This is a genomic window from Hartmannibacter diazotrophicus (genome assembly GCF_900231165.1).
Lineage (GTDB): Bacteria > Pseudomonadota > Alphaproteobacteria > Rhizobiales > Pleomorphomonadaceae > Hartmannibacter > Hartmannibacter diazotrophicus.
Map to the genome: position 1 here is coordinate 1,471,129 of NZ_LT960614.1, position 15,496 is coordinate 1,486,624.

Below are 15,496 nucleotides of genomic sequence, written 5' to 3' on the forward strand. Positions count from 1 at the left end.
AAGGCGTGAGGCAACGTGCGCATGATCAATGCCCCAGCCACGTCGGGCTGGAACGGAATGCCTGCGGGAAATCGGGACCGACTACACGCAGCCTGCTCCGGTACGGGCATACCGTCGATGCCCAGCGAGCACATCCGCAAGTTTCTGCCTCCCACCCAGAATTGCGGGCCAATGTTGCCACGACTTCTTGTCCAGCGCGATAGCAAAGTCGCGCCGAACCACCTCAAAATACGCCTGTTTCCGTGCGGCTGCGACGTCTCGTCCGCCGTTCAGGTCTTGTTGATGACCACGGTGCCGAGAAGCAGATCCTGAAGCAGCCGCTTGCGGTCGGTAAACAGGCAAATGAGCGTGATGAAGGGCGTGAGAATCGAGACCGACGCGTAGAACAGGATGGAATGAACGGCGGCGAGCGCCGGTGTCATCCGGCTGCCGTCGACCTGTCGCATCTCGATCCCCATCGCCTGCATGCCGAGCGTCGCCGAATTGGGGCCGCCCAGGGTGAAGGCGCAGTAGACAAGCGCCAGCACGGGCCAGAGGATCGCATAAAGCAGCCACCCGAGGCCAAGCGTCAGGATGCCCAGAACGAAGATGATCGCGCCCGCCATGAAGGTCAGGATCGCCAGGATCACCACGTCCAGCAGGAAGGCGAGCAGGCGCTTCGTGCGCACACCCGAATAGAGCCGGAAGTTCGTCAGGGGATCCGGCTGGTAGTCGATATCGTATGCCGTTTCGCCCACGGTCCTTGCTCCTCCGGTTTCGAGTAACCTCTCCACTATATGTGAATTGGCAAGGCCTGTCGCAACGTCGAAGCTCGAGAACCGGCCGGAATGATCGGAGCGGGGCCCAGCACGGTCCATTGGGCAGGGTCAATCCGGCACGCTCAATAATGCTGCAACCGGACGACCTCGTATCCTCGCTGGCGCAAGGTCTCGCAGACCTCTTCCGCATGGGCGCCGCTGCGCGCCTCGAAGGTGATGTCCAGCGCCGCACCCTTGGCGGGAATGTCGAGCACCGTCCGCTTGTGCGAGACTTCGAGGATATTGCCGCCTTTCGAGCCGATGATCATGGACAGATCGCCGAGCACGCCCGGGCGGTCCGGAAGATACATCCGGATGGCGATGATCCTCTCCTCGCGGGCAAGCTCGCGCATAAGGACGGAGGCGAGCAGGCGCGGATCGATGTTGCCGCCGCAAAGAACGAGCCCGACCTTGCGCCCCGCGAACCGACCCGGCTCGGCCAGCACGGCGGCAAGACCGGCCGCACCGGCACCTTCCGCCACGGTCTTCTGGGCGGTGAGATAAAGGCTGACGGCGCGCTCGATCTGGGGCTCGGTCAGGAGAATGATGTCGTCCACCACGTGCCGGGCAGCTTCCAGCGTCAGGACGCCGACATCACGCACGGCGATGCCCTCGGCGAGAGTGTTTCCGCCGGACGGCTGCTCCAGATCGTGCAGCCGGGCCCACATCGCCGGATAGAGCTTCGTTTCCGCACCGATGATCTCGATCTCGGGCTTCAGTCCACGCGCGGCAATGCCGATCCCCGAGATCATGCCGCCGCCGCCGACCGGGATGACCATCACGTCGAGATCGGGCTGGTCCTCCAGCATTTCCAGAGCGATCGTCCCCTGGCCCCGGATGACGTCGAAATCGTCGTAAGGGTGGACCCAGACGAGATTTTCTTCGGCCGCGATTCGCGCGGCCGCTTCCTGCGCCTCCGAGACGACTTCCCCTTCCAGGATCACCCGCGCGCCGAAGGCCTCCGTCGCCTGCACCTTCACATGCGGCGTGGTCACGGGCATCACGATCGTCGAGCGAATGCCGAGCCGGGTGGCATGGCGCGCCACGGCCTGGGCGTGATTGCCGGCCGACATGGCGATGACGCCGCGCTTGCGCTCGTCCTCCGTCAGCCCCGTCAGCTTGACCAGTGCGCCGCGCTCCTTGAAGGCGCTCGTCGCCTGCATGTTCTCGTATTTGACGAAAACCTCGCAGCCGCAGATCTCCGACAGCTTCGGCGAAAAGAGGAACGGCGTGCGGATCACCTGTCCCTCGATCAGCGTAGCGGCGTCGCGGACATCGTCGAGGGTCGGCAGGCGGAGGAGGGGGCGGTCCATGAGTCTCTCTTGCATAGATGTGCGACCGGCGCGGCCGATCCGGGCTTTCATAGACCTTCGCCGTGGCCTGATAAAGCCGGAACCCGTGGTGTCGACCGGCGCTTCGTGCCCGGCCGGCGATTTTATCCAATCCGTTGAGAAAGTTCGCCCGAAGTTCAAACGATGCGACGGCGAACAATGCGGCAATCTGGCGGCAACGCACTTGCGAAAGGCGAGGGCGTGCGATAGGTGTCGCGGCGAGGTGCCTCGTCCGGTTGAGCTTGGCGAGGCGTTTCGGGACCAAGGACATTGACCCGCGTCGAAAAGCCGATAAATAGTCGGCCATCCGCATCGGTCTGCGTCATGTTGTCTCCCGTCCGAACCGGTGCATGCACAAGGACAGGGAAAGTATGGACGAACTTCTCAGGGGCTATCTCCCCATCGTCGTTTTCATGGCCATCGCGCTGGTCATCGGTCTGGCGTTGCTGGTGTCACCCTTCCTCCTTGCCTTCAAGAATCCGGACCCGGAAAAGCTGTCGGCCTACGAATGCGGCTTCAACGCCTTCGACGATGCCCGCATGAAATTCGACGTGCGGTTCTATCTGGTGTCGATTCTTTTCATCATCTTCGACCTTGAGGTCGCCTTCCTGTTCCCTTGGGCCGTGTCCTTCGGCAAGGTCGGGATCTTCGGGTTCTGGTCGATGATGGTGTTCCTGGGCGTGCTGACGATCGGCTTCATCTACGAGTGGAAAAAAGGAGCGCTGGAATGGGATTGACCGCTGAAAAGCCGCTGGTCGCCCCGGCTCCCAAGGGCATCATCGATCCCTCGACCGGCAAGCCGGTCGGTGCGAACGACCCCTTTTTCATGGAAATCAACAACGAGTTGGCCGACAAGGGCTTTCTCGTCACCGCGACCGACGATCTGATCAACTGGGCCCGTACCGGCTCGCTGATGTGGATGACCTTCGGTCTCGCCTGCTGCGCCGTCGAGATGATGCAGATGTCGATGCCCCGCTACGATGCGGAGCGCTTCGGCTTTGCCCCGCGCGCCAGCCCGCGCCAGTCGGACGTGATGATCGTCGCCGGCACGCTGACCAACAAGATGGCGCCCGCCCTGCGCAAGGTCTACGACCAGATGCCGGACCCGCGTTATGTCATCTCGATGGGCTCCTGCGCCAACGGCGGCGGCTACTATCACTTCTCCTATTCCGTGGTGCGCGGTTGCGACCGCATCGTTCCGGTGGACATCTACGTCCCCGGATGCCCGCCCACGGCCGAAGCCCTTCTTTACGGCGTTCTTCTTCTCCAGAAGAAGATCCGCCGCACCGGAACCATCGAGCGCTGATCCTGCGCCGACTGGCTCGCACTTTCGCGTCACGCCTGGCGCCGGCAGGAGCGCCGGCGTCCTGAAGCACGAAGGACCCGAGAATTCATGGACGAGAACCTGAAGGAACTCGGCAGCTACATCGGACAGGCTCTGGACGCATCCGGGGTCGCGGTGGAGATTGCACACGGTGAATTGAACCTGACGGTGCCGGCGTCCGAGTTGCTCGGCGTGATGCGTTTCCTGCGTGACGATTCACAGTGCCGCTTCTTCAGCTTCATCGACCTTTGCGGCGTCGATTATCCCGCCCGCGAGCAGCGCTTCGACGTGGTGACCCACCTTCTGTCGCCGACGCTGAACTTGCGCCTGCGTGTGAAGGTCGCGACCGACGAGGTAACGCCGGTTCCCTCGATCACCTCGATCTTTCCGGGCGCCGACTGGTTCGAGCGCGAGGCCTACGACCTTTACGGCATCCTCTTCACCGGTCATCCGGAACTGCGCCGCCTGCTCACGGACTACGGCTTCGAGGGCCATCCGCTGCGCAAGGACTTCCCGACGACCGGTTTCGTCGAGGTCCGCTACGACGACGAGGCCAAGCGCGTGGTCTACGAGCCCGTGCGCCTCAACCAGGAATTCCGCAACTTCGATTTCCTGTCTCCCTGGGAAGGCACCGAATACGTGCTACCGGGCGACGAGAAGGCGAGTTGAGACGATGATGGGATGTTCCGGCTCACGGACCGGCAAGCCAGTGGTCGCCGCCAAGCAGGAAGCACGAGATGGCTGAGAGCGAAGTCCGCAATTTCAATATCAACTTCGGTCCGCAGCATCCGGCGGCCCACGGCGTGCTCCGCCTCGTGCTGGAGCTCGACGGCGAGGTGGTCGACCGCGTCGACCCGCATATCGGCCTGCTCCATCGCGGCACCGAGAAGCTGATCGAAACCAAGACCTATCTGCAGGCCGTGCCCTATTTCGACCGGCTCGACTATGTCGCGCCGATGAACCAGGAACACGCCTTCTGCCTGGCCGTCGAGAAGCTTGCGAAGATCGAGGTGCCGCGCCGCGCGCAGCTCATCCGCGTGCTTTATTCCGAAATCGGCCGCTTGCTCTCGCATCTCCTCAACGTCACGACGCAGGCGATGGACGTTGGCGCGCTGACCCCGCCGCTCTGGGGCTTCGAGCCGCGCGAAGAGCTGATGGTCTTCTACGAGCGCGCCTCGGGCAGCCGTATGCATGCGGCCTATTTCCGGCCGGGCGGCGTTCATCAGGATCTGCCGGATGCGCTGGTCGACGATATCGAGGCCTTCTGCGACCCGTTCCTGAAGACCCTCGACGACATCGAGGGCCTGCTCACCGACAACCGCATCTTCAAGCAGCGCAACGTCGACATCGGCGTCGTCAGCCTTGAGGATGCCTGGGCCTGGGGCTTCTCCGGTGTCATGGTGCGCGGCTCCGGCGCGGCCTGGGACCTGCGCAAGGCGCAGCCCTACGAGTGCTATTCGGAGATGGAATTCGACATTCCGATCGGCAAGAACGGCGACTGCTATGATCGTTACCTGATCCGCGTCGAGGAAATGCGCCAGTCGGTGCGCATCATGAAGCAGTGCATTGCCAAGCTTCGGGTCGAGAAGGGGCCGGTGACGTCGGTCAACGGCAAGTTCTCCCCCCCGAAGCGCGGCGAGATGAAGCGCTCGATGGAAGCGCTCATCCACCACTTCAAGCTCTATACCGAAGGCTTCCATGTGCCGGCCGGCGAGGTCTATACCGCCGTCGAAGCGCCGAAGGGCGAATTCGGCGTCTATCTCGTCGCCGACGGCACGAACAAGCCGTATCGCTGCAAGATCCGCGCTCCGGGTTTCGCGCACCTTCAGGCCATGGATTTCCTGAACCGCGGGCACATGCTGGCCGACGTGTCGGCGATCCTCGGTTCGCTCGATATCGTGTTCGGAGAGGTTGACCGCTGATGGCCGTCCGTCGTCTACATCACGAGCAGCCCGAGAGCTTTCAATTCTCGGACAAGACGCTCGCCTTCGCCGAAGCGTGCGTGAAGAAATACCCGGAAGAACGCCGGGCCTCCGCCGTCATTCCGCTGCTCTGGGAAGTCCAGCAGCAGGAAGGCTGGATCAGCGAGCCGGCGATCCGCGCCGTCGCCGATTATCTCGGCATGCCGTATATCCGCGTGCTTGAGGTCGCGACCTTCTACACGATGTTCCTGCTCGCCCCCGTCGGCAAGAAGGCCCACATCCAGGTGTGTGGCACGACGCCCTGCATGCTGCGCGGATCGGAAGACCTGATCGCCGTCTGCAAGCGCCGCATCGCCGAGAACGCCTTCGAGATTTCCGCCGATGGCGATTTCTCCTGGGAAGAGGTCGAATGCCTCGGTGCCTGCGTCAACGCGCCGATGATCCAGGTCGTCGAGGACACCTACGAGGACCTGACGCCGGAGAGCTTCGAGGCGATCCTCGACACCTTTGCATCCGGCGGCACGCCGACGCCGGGCCCGCAGAACGGCCGCCATTTTGGCTGCGCCGCCGGCGGCCCGACGACGCTGCTCGATCCGGAGCTTTACCGCGGCACCGCCGCTTCGCCCAAGGTCGTGCCTGCGCCGAAGCCGGAGGCCGCACCGGCCGCTGACACGGTTCCGGAAACGCCGGAGGCGCGCAGCCAGAACGCAGGCAAGCCCTCCACCGACGACCGCACGGAAGTCGAAGTGGCCCGCAGCAGCGGCGAGGATGTGTCCGGCGCTGACGAAGTCGTCTCCGACGAGTTCCGGCCCGTGACGCTTGCCGCGCCGCAGGGCGAGGCCGACGATCTGAAGCGGATCAAGGGCGTCGGGCCGAAGCTGGAAAAGATGCTCAACGAAATGGGCATCTACCACTTCAGCCAGATCGCCGAGTGGACCGACATGAACCTCAAGTGGGTCGACCAGAACCTGACCGGATTCAAGGGGCGCGCCTCCCGCGACCAGTGGATCGAGCAGTCAAAGGTGCTGGCGACCGGCGCGGAAACCGAATTCTCCAAGCGCGTCGACGCGGGCGATGTCCCGTCGAGCCAGTGAGGGGAGGGGCTGACGGTTTGCCGTCGGCCCGATCAGGAACAGACTGAGAGACAGTCCGGAGACCAAAGATGCTTCAGGACAAGGACCGCATCTTCACCAATATCTACGGCTTCCATGACTGGGGGCTGGAGGGTGCGCGTGCGCGCGGCCAGTGGGATGGCACCAAGGCCATCATCGAGAAGGGTCGCGACTGGATCATCAACGAGATGAAGACGTCGGGCCTGCGCGGTCGTGGCGGCGCCGGCTTCCCGACGGGTCTGAAGTGGTCCTTCATGCCGAAGGAAAGCGACGGCCGGCCGCACTACCTCGTGGTCAATGCTGACGAATCCGAGCCCGGCACCTGCAAGGACCGCGAGATTCTGCGCCACGATCCGCATCACCTCGTCGAGGGCTGCCTTCTGGCGAGCTTCGCGATGGGCGCTCATGCGGCCTATATCTACGTGCGCGGCGAGTTCATCCGCGAGCGCCAGCACCTGCAGGCCGCAATCGACCAGGCCTACGAGGCCGGTCTCATCGGCAAGAACGCCTGCGGCTCGGGCTGGGATTTCGATCTCTATGTCCACCACGGCGCCGGCGCCTATATCTGCGGCGAGGAAACCGCGCTGCTGGAAAGCCTTGAGGGCAAGAAGGGCCAGCCGCGCCTGAAGCCGCCGTTCCCGGCGAACGTCGGTCTCTACGGCTGCCCGACCACGGTCAACAATGTGGAATCGATCGCCGTCGCGCCGACGATCCTGCGTCGTGGCGGTGCCTGGTTCGCCGGTCTCGGCAAGCCGAACAACACGGGCTCCAAGCTCTTCTGCGTCTCCGGCCACGTCAACAAGCCGGGCACTTTCGAGGAAGAGATGGGCATTCCCTTCCGCGAGATGATCGACAAGCACTGCGGCGGTGTTCGCGGCGGCTGGGACAATCTTCTGGCGGTCATTCCGGGCGGCTCGTCCGTCCCGATGGTGACGGCGGAAAACATCATCGACTGCCCGATGGATTTCGACAGCCTGCGCAACCTCGGCTCCGGCCTTGGTACGGCAGCGGTCATCGTCATGGACAAGTCGACCGACGTCATCAAGGCGATCGCCCGGCTGGCGCACTTCTACAAGCACGAGAGCTGCGGCCAGTGCACGCCGTGCCGCGAGGGCACCGGCTGGATGTGGCGCGTGATGGAGCGTCTGGTGACGGGCGAGGCCGAAAAGCGCGAGATCGACATGCTGTTCCAGGTGACCAAGCAGGTCGAGGGCCACACGATTTGCGCCCTCGGCGACGCGGCCGCCTGGCCGATCCAGGGCCTCATCAAGAATTTCCGCCACGTCATCGAGGAGCGCATCGACCAGCATCATGGCGGCGCATCCCGGGTTGCGGCGGAGTAAGGGAGCGACGACGAACCGATGCATCTCGCCGAACTCAACATCGCCAGGCTGCGTCATCCACTGGATGATCCGCGCACGGCCGAGTTCGCGGACAATCTGGATCGCGTCAACGGAATTGCGGACCGGATGCCGGGTTTTGTCTGGCGTCTGAAGGACGAGGATGGCGACGCGACGGCGTTCAGGATCAGCGACGATCCGAAGGTGATCGTGAACCTGTCGGTCTGGAAGGACGCGGCGTCGTTCGAGACCTTCGTCTGGAAGACGGTGCATGGCCAGTTCTATGGCCGGCGGCAGGAATGGTTTGAAAAGATGGACGGACCGTCCTTCGCGATGTGGTGGGTGCCCGAAGGGCATGTGCCGACACTCGCGGAAGCGGCTGAGAAACTGGAATTGCTGGCCGAACGGGGTCCGGGTGAGGACGTCTTTGGCTGGGAAGGTCTACCGAACGCGCGCGAGTGGATGACGAAGCGCTGCGCGTGAGAGCTGGTGGGACAGAGAGAAGATGGCGAAGATTATCATCGACGGGAACGAAGTGGATGTCGCACCGGAGACGACGCTGTTGCAGGCCTGCGAGGCTGCCGGCGCCGAGGTGCCGCGTTTCTGCTTCCATGAGCGGCTGTCGGTCGCCGGCAACTGCCGTATGTGCCTCGTCGAGGTGAAGGGCGGCCCGCCCAAGCCCACGGCCTCCTGCGCCATGGCGGTGAAGGACCTGCGGCCCGGCCCCAACGGCGAGCCGCCGGTGGTCCTCACCAAGTCGCCGATGGTCAAGAAGGCCCGCGAGGGCGTGATGGAGTTCCTGCTGATCAACCATCCGCTCGACTGCCCGATCTGCGATCAGGGCGGCGAGTGCGACCTGCAGGACCAGGCGATGGCCTACGGCGTCTCCGGCTCGCGGTTCCACGAGAACAAGCGCGCCGTCGAGGACAAGTATATCGGCCCGCTCGTCAAGACGATCATGACGCGCTGCATCCACTGCACGCGCTGCGTCCGCTTCACGACGGAAGTGGCCGGCGTCAAGGATCTCGGCCTCATCGGCCGTGGTGAGGACGCGGAGATCACGACCTATCTCGAGCAGGCGATGACCTCGGAACTGCAGGGCAACGTGATCGACCTTTGCCCGGTCGGCGCGCTCACCTCCAAGCCCTACGCCTTCCAGGCCCGTCCCTGGGAACTGGTCAAGACCGAGTCGGTCGACGTCATGGACGCCGTCGGCTCGGCGATCCGCCTCGACACCCGTGGCCGCGAGGTCATGCGCGTGATGCCGCGTCTCAACGAGGCCGTGAACGAAGAGTGGATCTCCGACAAGTCCCGCTTCATCTGGGACGGCATCAAGGCCCAGCGTCTTGATCGTCCCTATATCCGGGTCAACGGCCGCCTCCAGCCGGCCACCTGGGCCGAGGCCTTCGCGGCCATCGGTCAGAAGGTCGCGGCGACCAGTGGCGACAAGATCGGCGCGATTGCCGGTGATCTGTCGAGCGTCGAGGAGATGTTCGCTCTCAAGACGCTGATGGCCTCGCTCGGCAGTGCCAACATCGACTGCCGCCAGGACGGCACGGCGCTGAGCCCGGCTTACGGTCGTGGCAGCTACATTTTCAACTCCACGATCGCCGGCATCGAGGATGCCGATGCGATCCTGTTGATCGGCGCGCAGCCGCGCAAGGAAGCGGCGGTTCTCAACGCCCGCATCCGCAAGACCTGGCGCGCCAAGGACTTGCCGATCGGCGTCATCGGCGAAGCTGCCGATCTCACCTATCCCTACACCTATCTCGGTGCAGGCCCCGACAGCCTGTCCCAGCTTTCCGGCGACTTCCTCGACGCGCTGAAGAAGGCCGAGCGTCCGCTCATCATCGTCGGGCAGGGGGCTCTGGCCCGTCCGGACGGGTTGGCGGTTCTGTCGTCCGCCGCGAAGCTGGCGCTGGACGTCGGCGCCGTCGGACCGGACTGGAACGGCTTCTCGGTGCTGCACACCGCCGCCGGGCGCGTCGGCGGTCTCGACGTCGGCTTCGTGCCGGGCGAGGGCGGCCTTGATGTCGCCGGCATGATCTCGGCTGCCGGCAACGGCGGTCTCGACGTTCTCTTCCTTCTCGGCGCCGACGAGATCGACATGGCGGCCCTCGGCACCAGCTTCGTGGTTTATGTTGGCAGCCATGGCGATGCCGGTGCGCACCGCGCCGACGTCATTCTGCCGGGCGCGGTCTATGCCGAAAAGTCCGGCACCTACGTTAACACCGAAGGCCGTGTCCAGATGGGCCTGCGCGCCGGCTTCCCGCCGGGCGAGGCGCGCGAGGACTGGGCGATCCTGAGGGCTCTTTCGGCGGTTCTCGGCAAGACGCTGCCCTTTGATTCGCTTCAGGCGTTGCGCGCTAGACTCTATGCCGAGCTGCCGCATCTGGCCGCCGATGGCGAGATCGCTGCGGGCGCTGCTGCCGATGTCGAGGGTCTCGCCGCGGTCGGCGGTTCGATGGATGGGGCGGCCTTCGTCAGCCCCGTCAAGGATTTCTACCTGACCAACCCGATTGCCCGCGCGTCGGCCATCATGGCCGAATGTTCCGCGCTGGCGGCCGGCACGGTCAAGGCTGCAGCGGAATAAGGGGCGGAAACGGATATGGAAGGCTTCTGGTCCACTTATCTCTGGCCCCTGATCGTGATGGCCGCCCAGAGCATCCTGCTCATGGTTGTGCTTCTGGTCTGTGTCGCCTACATTCTCTACGCCGACCGCAAGATTTGGGCGGCGGTCCAGATCCGGCGTGGCCCGAACGTCGTCGGTCCGTGGGGTCTGTTCCAGTCTTTCGCCGACCTTCTGAAGTTCGTTCTGAAGGAGCCGGTCATTCCCGCGGGCGCCTCGAAGGGCATTTTCCTGCTCGCGCCGCTGGTGACTGTGGTTCTCGCACTGCTGGCCTGGGCGGTGATCCCGGTGAATGCGGGCTGGGTGATCGCCGACATCAACGTCGGCATCCTCTTCATCTTCGCGATCTCCTCGCTCTCGGTCTATGGCATCATCATGGGCGGCTGGGCGTCGAACTCGAAGTATCCGTTCCTTTCGGCGCTTCGTTCCGCCGCACAGATGGTCTCCTACGAAGTCTCGATCGGCTTCGTGATCATCACCGTCTTGCTCTGCGCCGGTTCGCTCAATCTCACCGAGATCGTGGAAGCCCAGAAGACCGGTCTTGCCTCGGCCATCGGCCTGCCGTGGCTCAGCATTCTCAACTGGTATTGGCTGCCGCTCTTCCCGATGTTCGTGATCTTCTTCATCTCGGCGCTTGCCGAGACGAACCGCCCGCCCTTCGACCTCGTCGAGGCGGAATCGGAACTGGTCGCGGGCTTCATGGTCGAATACGGCTCCACCCCGTACATGATGTTCATGCTTGGCGAGTATGTCGCGATCACGCTGATGTGCGCCATGATGGCCATCCTCTTCATGGGTGGCTGGCTGCCCCCGCTCGACATCCCGCCCTTCAACTGGGTGCCCGGCATCATCTGGTTCGTCCTGAAGGTTCTGCTCGGCTTCTTCATGTTCGCGATGGTGAAGGCCATGGTGCCGCGCTACCGCTACGACCAGCTGATGCGTCTTGGCTGGAAGGTCTTCCTGCCGATTTCGCTGGCCATGGTGGTGATCGTCGCGGGCGTGCTGCAGATCACCGGCTGGGCCGGCTGAGGAAAAAAGATGGAGCTCTCGCTGCCGGTAATCCTCGGTGCGGTCATCGGGCTCGGCGTCGGGTTGCTGGACTACGGGATCGTTGCCTCGATCCTGCGCCGGGAGTTCGTGAAGCGGGAAACGAAAAAAGGTTCGCCGGTCCTCTCCCGGCAGAACCAGGACATGTTGTTCAAGGTGCTCTTTGTCGTGAACGCGATCGCGTTTGCGGCACTCGGCGCCATCACAGGCAATTCGCTTGCCGGCTATGGCGTGCAATGACAGCCAGCGCCCGGCAGGAAGAAAAGGTTTGGACCCATGAAGCTTGATCAGGCCGTCAGGTCGGTGTTTCTGAAGGAGTTCGTTTCGGCGTTCTTCCTGGCGATGCGCTATTTCTTCAAGCCGAAGCCGACCATCAACTATCCCTTCGAGAAGGGCCCGGTGTCGCCGCGCTTCCGCGGCGAGCACGCGCTGCGCCGTTATCCGAACGGCGAGGAACGCTGCATCGCCTGCAAGCTCTGCGAGGCGATCTGCCCGGCGCAGGCGATCACCATCGAGGCCGGCCCGCGGCGCAACGACGGCACCCGCCGCACGACGCGCTACGACATCGACATGGTGAAGTGCATCTACTGCGGCTTCTGCCAGGAAGCCTGCCCGGTGGACGCCATCGTCGAAGGGCCGAACTTCGAATTCGCGACCGAAACGCGCGAGGAGCTTTACTACGACAAGGACAAGCTCCTTGCCAACGGCGACCGGTGGGAGCGCGAAATCGCGCGCAACATCGCGATCGATGCGCCTTATCGGTGATATGCGGCCTGGGCGGCGAGGGTTGCCCGGCGAGAGAGACGAATGGACGCGTGGGGCCAGCCGGTTTAGAACGCGTCGGAATGAAACCGGGAGACCGGTCGGGCCATACCCAGAGCCCGGCCGACGAGTGAACGAAAGATTGGGGCACCGGGCAGCATGATCCTCACATCCCTTTTCTTCTACATCTTCGCGGCGGTGACCATCGCGAGCGCCGTGATGGTCATTTCCTCGCGCAACCCGGTCCATTCGGTCCTTTTCCTGATCCTCGCCTTCTTCAGTGCGGCGGGCCTCTTCCTGCTGCTTGGCGCCGAGTTCCTCGCCATGATCCTGGTCGTGGTCTACGTCGGCGCGGTCGCGGTGCTGTTCCTCTTCGTGGTCATGATGCTGGACGTCGACTTCGCCGAGCTGCGCCAGGGCTTCCTGCAGTACCTGCCGATCGGCGTGCTGATCGGCATCGTCTTCCTGATCGAGCTCATCTTCGTGGTCGGCGGCTGGGTCATCTCGCCGGAGATCGCGGGGAAGGGGGCCCTGCCGATCCCGTCGCCCGAGACGACGTCCAACATCGCCGCGCTCGGCAACGTGCTCTACACCCGCTACGTCTATTTCTTCGAGGCCGCGAGCCTCATTCTCCTGGTCGCCATGGTCGGTGCCATCGTGCTCACGCTGCGTCACAAGCCGAATGTGAAGCGCCAGGACATTTCCACCCAGGTCGGGCGGACCCGCGAGGCCGCCATCGAGATCCGCAAGGTCGAATCCGGCAAGGGTCTCTGAGCCGCTGGTCAGCGCTCGGGCATCCCCGGTCAAAGAAAGAGAGAAGAGGCAAGACGCCATGGAAATCGGGCTGTCTCACTATCTGTCGGTCTCAGCCATTCTGTTCACGCTTGGCATTCTCGGCATCTTCCTCAACCGCAAGAACGTCATCGTCATCCTGATGTCGATCGAGTTGATCCTCCTCGCGGTCAACCTGAACTTCGTGGCCTTCTCCTCCTTCCTCGGCGATCTGGTCGGCCAGGTCTTCGCGCTCTTCGTGCTGACCGTCGCCGCCGCTGAGGCCGCCATCGGCCTTGCGATCCTCGTCGTCTTCTTCCGCAACCGCGGCTCCATCGCCGTGGAAGACATCAACATGATGAAGGGCTGATGATGTATTCCCTCATCGTCTTCCTGCCGCTCGTCGGCTTCCTGATCGCTGGCGCCATTGCACTGAAGGGCGCCATGGACACGCTGGCGCCGGCCAATGGTGCGCACGACCATGGTCATGACCATGACGCGCACGCACCGGCCGCCCATGCCGCGACGGCGCATGACGATCACGGCCACGACGAGCATCATCATGATGCGGCTCCCGGCTCGCGGCCCGCGGAACTGATCACGACTTGCCTGATGGGCGTCGTCGCGATCCTCTCCTGGGTGGCCTTCTTCCAGGTCGCCCTTGGCGAAAGCGAGACGCTGACGGTTCCGGTGCTCTCGTGGATCACATCCGGAACGCTCAGCGTCGACTGGGCCTTCCGCATCGACACGCTGACGGCGGTCATGCTGGTGGTCGTGAACACGGTCTCCTTCCTCGTCCATCTCTATTCGATGGGCTACATGAGCCATGATCCGGCCCGTCCGCGCTTCTTCGCCTATCTGTCGCTCTTCACCTTCGCGATGCTGATGCTGGTGACGGCCGACAATCTGCTGCAGATGTTCTTCGGCTGGGAAGGCGTGGGTCTGGCATCCTACCTGCTGATCGGCTTCTGGTACGAGAAGCCCTCTGCCTGCGCCGCCGCCATGAAGGCCTTCATCGTCAACCGCGTCGGTGACTTCGGCTTCCTGCTCGGCATCTTCGGCATTTACCTCTTCTTCCACACCATCTCGTTCGACGCGATCTTCGCCAACGCCCACTCGCTGGAAGGCGCCTCGGTGACCTTCCTCGGGTCTGAGTGGGACGCGGCCACGATCATCTGCCTGCTGCTCTTCATGGGCGCGATGGGCAAGTCGGCCCAGTTCCTGCTGCACACCTGGCTGCCGGACGCGATGGAAGGCCCGACCCCGGTTTCGGCCCTCATCCACGCCGCGACGATGGTGACCGCCGGCGTCTTCATGGTCGCCCGCATGTCGCCCGTCTTCGAGATGTCGGAAACGGCCCTCACGGTCGTCACCTTCATCGGTGCGACGACGGCCTTCTTCGCGGCGACGGTCGGTCTCGTCCAAAACGACATCAAGCGGGTCATCGCCTATTCGACCTGCTCGCAGCTCGGCTACATGTTTGCCGCCCTCGGCGTCGGGGCCTATCCGATCGCCGTCTTCCACCTCTTCACGCACGCCTTCTTCAAGGCGCTGCTCTTCCTCGGCGCGGGTTCCGTGATCCACGCCGTCGACGGCGAGCAGGACATGCGCAAGATGGGCGGCCTGCGCACCAAGGTTCCGGTCACCTTCTGGATGATGACCATCGGCACCCTGGCGCTGACTGGCTTCCCCTTCACTGCGGGCTACTACTCCAAGGACGCCATCATCGAGGCGACCTATGTCGGCACCAACGCCTTCTCCGGCTACGCCTATGGCATGCTGGTGATCGCCGCCGCCTTCACCTCCTTCTACTCCTGGCGCCTCGCCTTCATGACCTTCTTCGGCAAGCCGCGTGCCTCCGCCGAGGTGATGAAGCATGCGCACGAGAGCCCCCAGGTCATGCTGGTGCCGCTCTATGTGCTGGCGGCCGGTGCGCTCCTGGCAGGCATCCTCTTCCACGGCTCCTTCGCCGGCGAGGCGATGTCCGAGCTGACGGAGTTCTGGAAGGGCGCGGTCGCGCTTCCCGAGGGCGAGCACTCGGTCCTTGAGGCCATGCACCACGTGCCGTTCCTCGCCGCCTTTGCGCCGACGATCGCCATGGTGCTCGGCTTCCTGGTGGCGCTGCACTTCTACATCCTCAACCCCGAGGCTCCGAAGCAGCTCGCGAAGCGTCACGACGCGCTCTACCAGTTCCTGCTCAACAAGTGGTACTTCGACGAGCTCTACGAGATCCTCTTCGTGCGCACCGCCAAGTGGATTGGCACGAAGCTCTGGAAGATCGGCGACGGCACGATCATCGACGGCTTCGGCCCGAATGGCGTCGCCGCCCGCGTGATGGATGTGACCGACCGGGTCGTCCGGCTGCAGACCGGTTACCTCTACCACTATGCCTTTGCCATGCTGATCGGCGTTGCTGCGCTGATCACATGGGCCATGTTCTACGCCTGAGGAGCCCAGACGA

Annotated in this window: 17 protein-coding genes; 14 read left to right on the forward strand and 3 right to left on the reverse strand. The window is 63.8% G+C overall.

Annotation, left to right across the window (positions count from 1 at the left end):
• Nucleotides 1-269: 269 nt before the first annotated feature.
• The 3 genes from HDIA_RS06840 to HDIA_RS25225 all read right to left on the reverse strand — a co-directional run bounded on the left by HDIA_RS06840 (nucleotide 270) and on the right by HDIA_RS25225 (nucleotide 2,454).
• Nucleotides 270-737, reverse strand: a complete 468-nt coding sequence (locus HDIA_RS06840; protein ID WP_245884189.1) for an RDD family protein — start codon at nucleotides 735-737, stop codon at nucleotides 270-272.
• 143 nt (nucleotides 738-880) lie between these two features.
• Nucleotides 881-2,110, reverse strand: a complete 1,230-nt coding sequence (locus tag HDIA_RS06845; protein ID WP_173796197.1) for a threonine ammonia-lyase — start codon at nucleotides 2,108-2,110, stop codon at nucleotides 881-883.
• A gap of 155 nt (nucleotides 2,111-2,265) precedes the next feature.
• The gene (locus HDIA_RS25225) at nucleotides 2,266-2,454 is read right to left on the reverse strand and encodes a hypothetical protein (RefSeq protein WP_157775404.1); all 189 of its coding nucleotides are present in this window, start codon (nucleotides 2,452-2,454) and stop codon (nucleotides 2,266-2,268) included.
• Between the two features lie 45 nt (nucleotides 2,455-2,499).
• On the opposite strand from HDIA_RS25225, the gene HDIA_RS06850 reads away from it, so the two are divergent.
• The 14 genes from HDIA_RS06850 to nuoL all read left to right on the forward strand — a co-directional run bounded on the left by HDIA_RS06850 (nucleotide 2,500) and on the right by nuoL (nucleotide 15,483).
• Complete coding sequence (locus HDIA_RS06850) at nucleotides 2,500-2,865, forward strand: NADH-quinone oxidoreductase subunit A (RefSeq protein ID WP_099555487.1); 366 nt, start codon at nucleotides 2,500-2,502, stop codon at nucleotides 2,863-2,865.
• Nucleotides 2,856-3,434, forward strand: coding sequence for a NuoB/complex I 20 kDa subunit family protein (locus HDIA_RS06855; protein WP_099555488.1), 579 nt, complete (start codon nucleotides 2,856-2,858; stop codon nucleotides 3,432-3,434). Before HDIA_RS06850 ends, HDIA_RS06855 begins: the two co-directional genes overlap by 10 nt.
• Nucleotides 3,435-3,521: 87 nt before the next feature.
• Nucleotides 3,522-4,121, forward strand: a complete 600-nt coding sequence (locus tag HDIA_RS06860) for an NADH-quinone oxidoreductase subunit C (RefSeq protein ID WP_099555489.1) — start codon at nucleotides 3,522-3,524, stop codon at nucleotides 4,119-4,121.
• Between the two features lie 68 nt (nucleotides 4,122-4,189).
• Nucleotides 4,190-5,374, forward strand: coding sequence for an NADH-quinone oxidoreductase subunit D (locus HDIA_RS06865; RefSeq protein ID WP_099555490.1), 1,185 nt, complete (start codon nucleotides 4,190-4,192; stop codon nucleotides 5,372-5,374).
• Nucleotides 5,374-6,468: an NADH-quinone oxidoreductase subunit NuoE gene (gene nuoE / locus HDIA_RS06870; RefSeq protein ID WP_099555491.1), complete on the forward strand. Its 1,095-nt coding sequence runs from the start codon at nucleotides 5,374-5,376 to the stop codon at nucleotides 6,466-6,468. Before HDIA_RS06865 ends, nuoE begins: the two co-directional genes overlap by 1 nt.
• A gap of 68 nt (nucleotides 6,469-6,536) precedes the next feature.
• Entirely contained in the window at nucleotides 6,537-7,829 is a 1,293-nt protein-coding gene (nuoF, locus tag HDIA_RS06875; protein WP_099555492.1) for an NADH-quinone oxidoreductase subunit NuoF, read from the forward strand.
• 18 nt (nucleotides 7,830-7,847) lie between these two features.
• Entirely contained in the window at nucleotides 7,848-8,309 is a 462-nt protein-coding gene (locus HDIA_RS06880) for a DUF3291 domain-containing protein (RefSeq protein ID WP_099555493.1), read from the forward strand.
• Between the two features lie 22 nt (nucleotides 8,310-8,331).
• Nucleotides 8,332-10,419 carry an NADH-quinone oxidoreductase subunit NuoG gene (nuoG, locus tag HDIA_RS06885; RefSeq protein WP_099555494.1) on the forward strand — a complete coding sequence of 696 codons (2,088 nt, stop codon included), beginning with the start codon at nucleotides 8,332-8,334 and terminating at the stop codon, nucleotides 10,417-10,419.
• A 15-nt stretch (nucleotides 10,420-10,434) separates the two neighbouring features.
• Nucleotides 10,435-11,484, forward strand: coding sequence for an NADH-quinone oxidoreductase subunit NuoH (gene nuoH, locus HDIA_RS06890; RefSeq protein WP_099555495.1), 1,050 nt, complete (start codon nucleotides 10,435-10,437; stop codon nucleotides 11,482-11,484).
• A 9-nt stretch (nucleotides 11,485-11,493) separates the two neighbouring features.
• Nucleotides 11,494-11,742, forward strand: coding sequence for a hypothetical protein (locus tag HDIA_RS06895; protein WP_099555496.1), 249 nt, complete (start codon nucleotides 11,494-11,496; stop codon nucleotides 11,740-11,742).
• Nucleotides 11,743-11,778: 36 nt separating this feature from the next.
• Nucleotides 11,779-12,267: an NADH-quinone oxidoreductase subunit NuoI gene (gene nuoI, locus HDIA_RS06900; protein ID WP_099555497.1), complete on the forward strand. Its 489-nt coding sequence runs from the start codon at nucleotides 11,779-11,781 to the stop codon at nucleotides 12,265-12,267.
• Nucleotides 12,268-12,423: 156 nt separating this feature from the next.
• Entirely contained in the window at nucleotides 12,424-13,038 is a 615-nt protein-coding gene (locus tag HDIA_RS06905) for an NADH-quinone oxidoreductase subunit J (protein ID WP_099555498.1), read from the forward strand.
• A 58-nt stretch (nucleotides 13,039-13,096) separates the two neighbouring features.
• Nucleotides 13,097-13,405, forward strand: a complete 309-nt coding sequence (nuoK, locus tag HDIA_RS06910; protein ID WP_099555499.1) for an NADH-quinone oxidoreductase subunit NuoK — start codon at nucleotides 13,097-13,099, stop codon at nucleotides 13,403-13,405.
• A 2-nt stretch (nucleotides 13,406-13,407) separates the two neighbouring features.
• The gene (nuoL, locus tag HDIA_RS06915; protein WP_099555500.1) at nucleotides 13,408-15,483 is read left to right on the forward strand and encodes an NADH-quinone oxidoreductase subunit L; all 2,076 of its coding nucleotides are present in this window, start codon (nucleotides 13,408-13,410) and stop codon (nucleotides 15,481-15,483) included.
• Nucleotides 15,484-15,496 lie beyond the last annotated feature (13 nt).

Bases quoted from the DNA above. Each gene is read 5' to 3' on its own strand.
- HDIA_RS06845 (WP_173796197.1), bottom strand. From the start codon at position 2,110: ATGGACCGCCCCCTCCTCCGCCTGCCGACCCTCGACGATGTCCGCGAC.
- HDIA_RS25225 (WP_157775404.1), bottom strand. From the start codon at position 2,454: ATGACGCAGACCGATGCGGATGGCCGACTATTTATCGGCTTTTCGACG.
- HDIA_RS06850 (WP_099555487.1), top strand. From the start codon at position 2,500: ATGGACGAACTTCTCAGGGGCTATCTCCCCATCGTCGTTTTCATGGCC.
- HDIA_RS06855 (WP_099555488.1), top strand. From the start codon at position 2,856: ATGGGATTGACCGCTGAAAAGCCGCTGGTCGCCCCGGCTCCCAAGGGC.
- HDIA_RS06860 (WP_099555489.1), top strand. From the start codon at position 3,522: ATGGACGAGAACCTGAAGGAACTCGGCAGCTACATCGGACAGGCTCTG.
- HDIA_RS06865 (WP_099555490.1), top strand. From the start codon at position 4,190: ATGGCTGAGAGCGAAGTCCGCAATTTCAATATCAACTTCGGTCCGCAG.
- nuoE (WP_099555491.1), top strand. From the start codon at position 5,374: ATGGCCGTCCGTCGTCTACATCACGAGCAGCCCGAGAGCTTTCAATTC.
- nuoF (WP_099555492.1), top strand. From the start codon at position 6,537: ATGCTTCAGGACAAGGACCGCATCTTCACCAATATCTACGGCTTCCAT.
- HDIA_RS06880 (WP_099555493.1), top strand. From the start codon at position 7,848: ATGCATCTCGCCGAACTCAACATCGCCAGGCTGCGTCATCCACTGGAT.
- nuoG (WP_099555494.1), top strand. From the start codon at position 8,332: ATGGCGAAGATTATCATCGACGGGAACGAAGTGGATGTCGCACCGGAG.
- nuoH (WP_099555495.1), top strand. From the start codon at position 10,435: ATGGAAGGCTTCTGGTCCACTTATCTCTGGCCCCTGATCGTGATGGCC.
- HDIA_RS06895 (WP_099555496.1), top strand. From the start codon at position 11,494: ATGGAGCTCTCGCTGCCGGTAATCCTCGGTGCGGTCATCGGGCTCGGC.
- nuoI (WP_099555497.1), top strand. From the start codon at position 11,779: ATGAAGCTTGATCAGGCCGTCAGGTCGGTGTTTCTGAAGGAGTTCGTT.
- HDIA_RS06905 (WP_099555498.1), top strand. From the start codon at position 12,424: ATGATCCTCACATCCCTTTTCTTCTACATCTTCGCGGCGGTGACCATC.
- nuoK (WP_099555499.1), top strand. From the start codon at position 13,097: ATGGAAATCGGGCTGTCTCACTATCTGTCGGTCTCAGCCATTCTGTTC.
- nuoL (WP_099555500.1), top strand. From the start codon at position 13,408: ATGTATTCCCTCATCGTCTTCCTGCCGCTCGTCGGCTTCCTGATCGCT.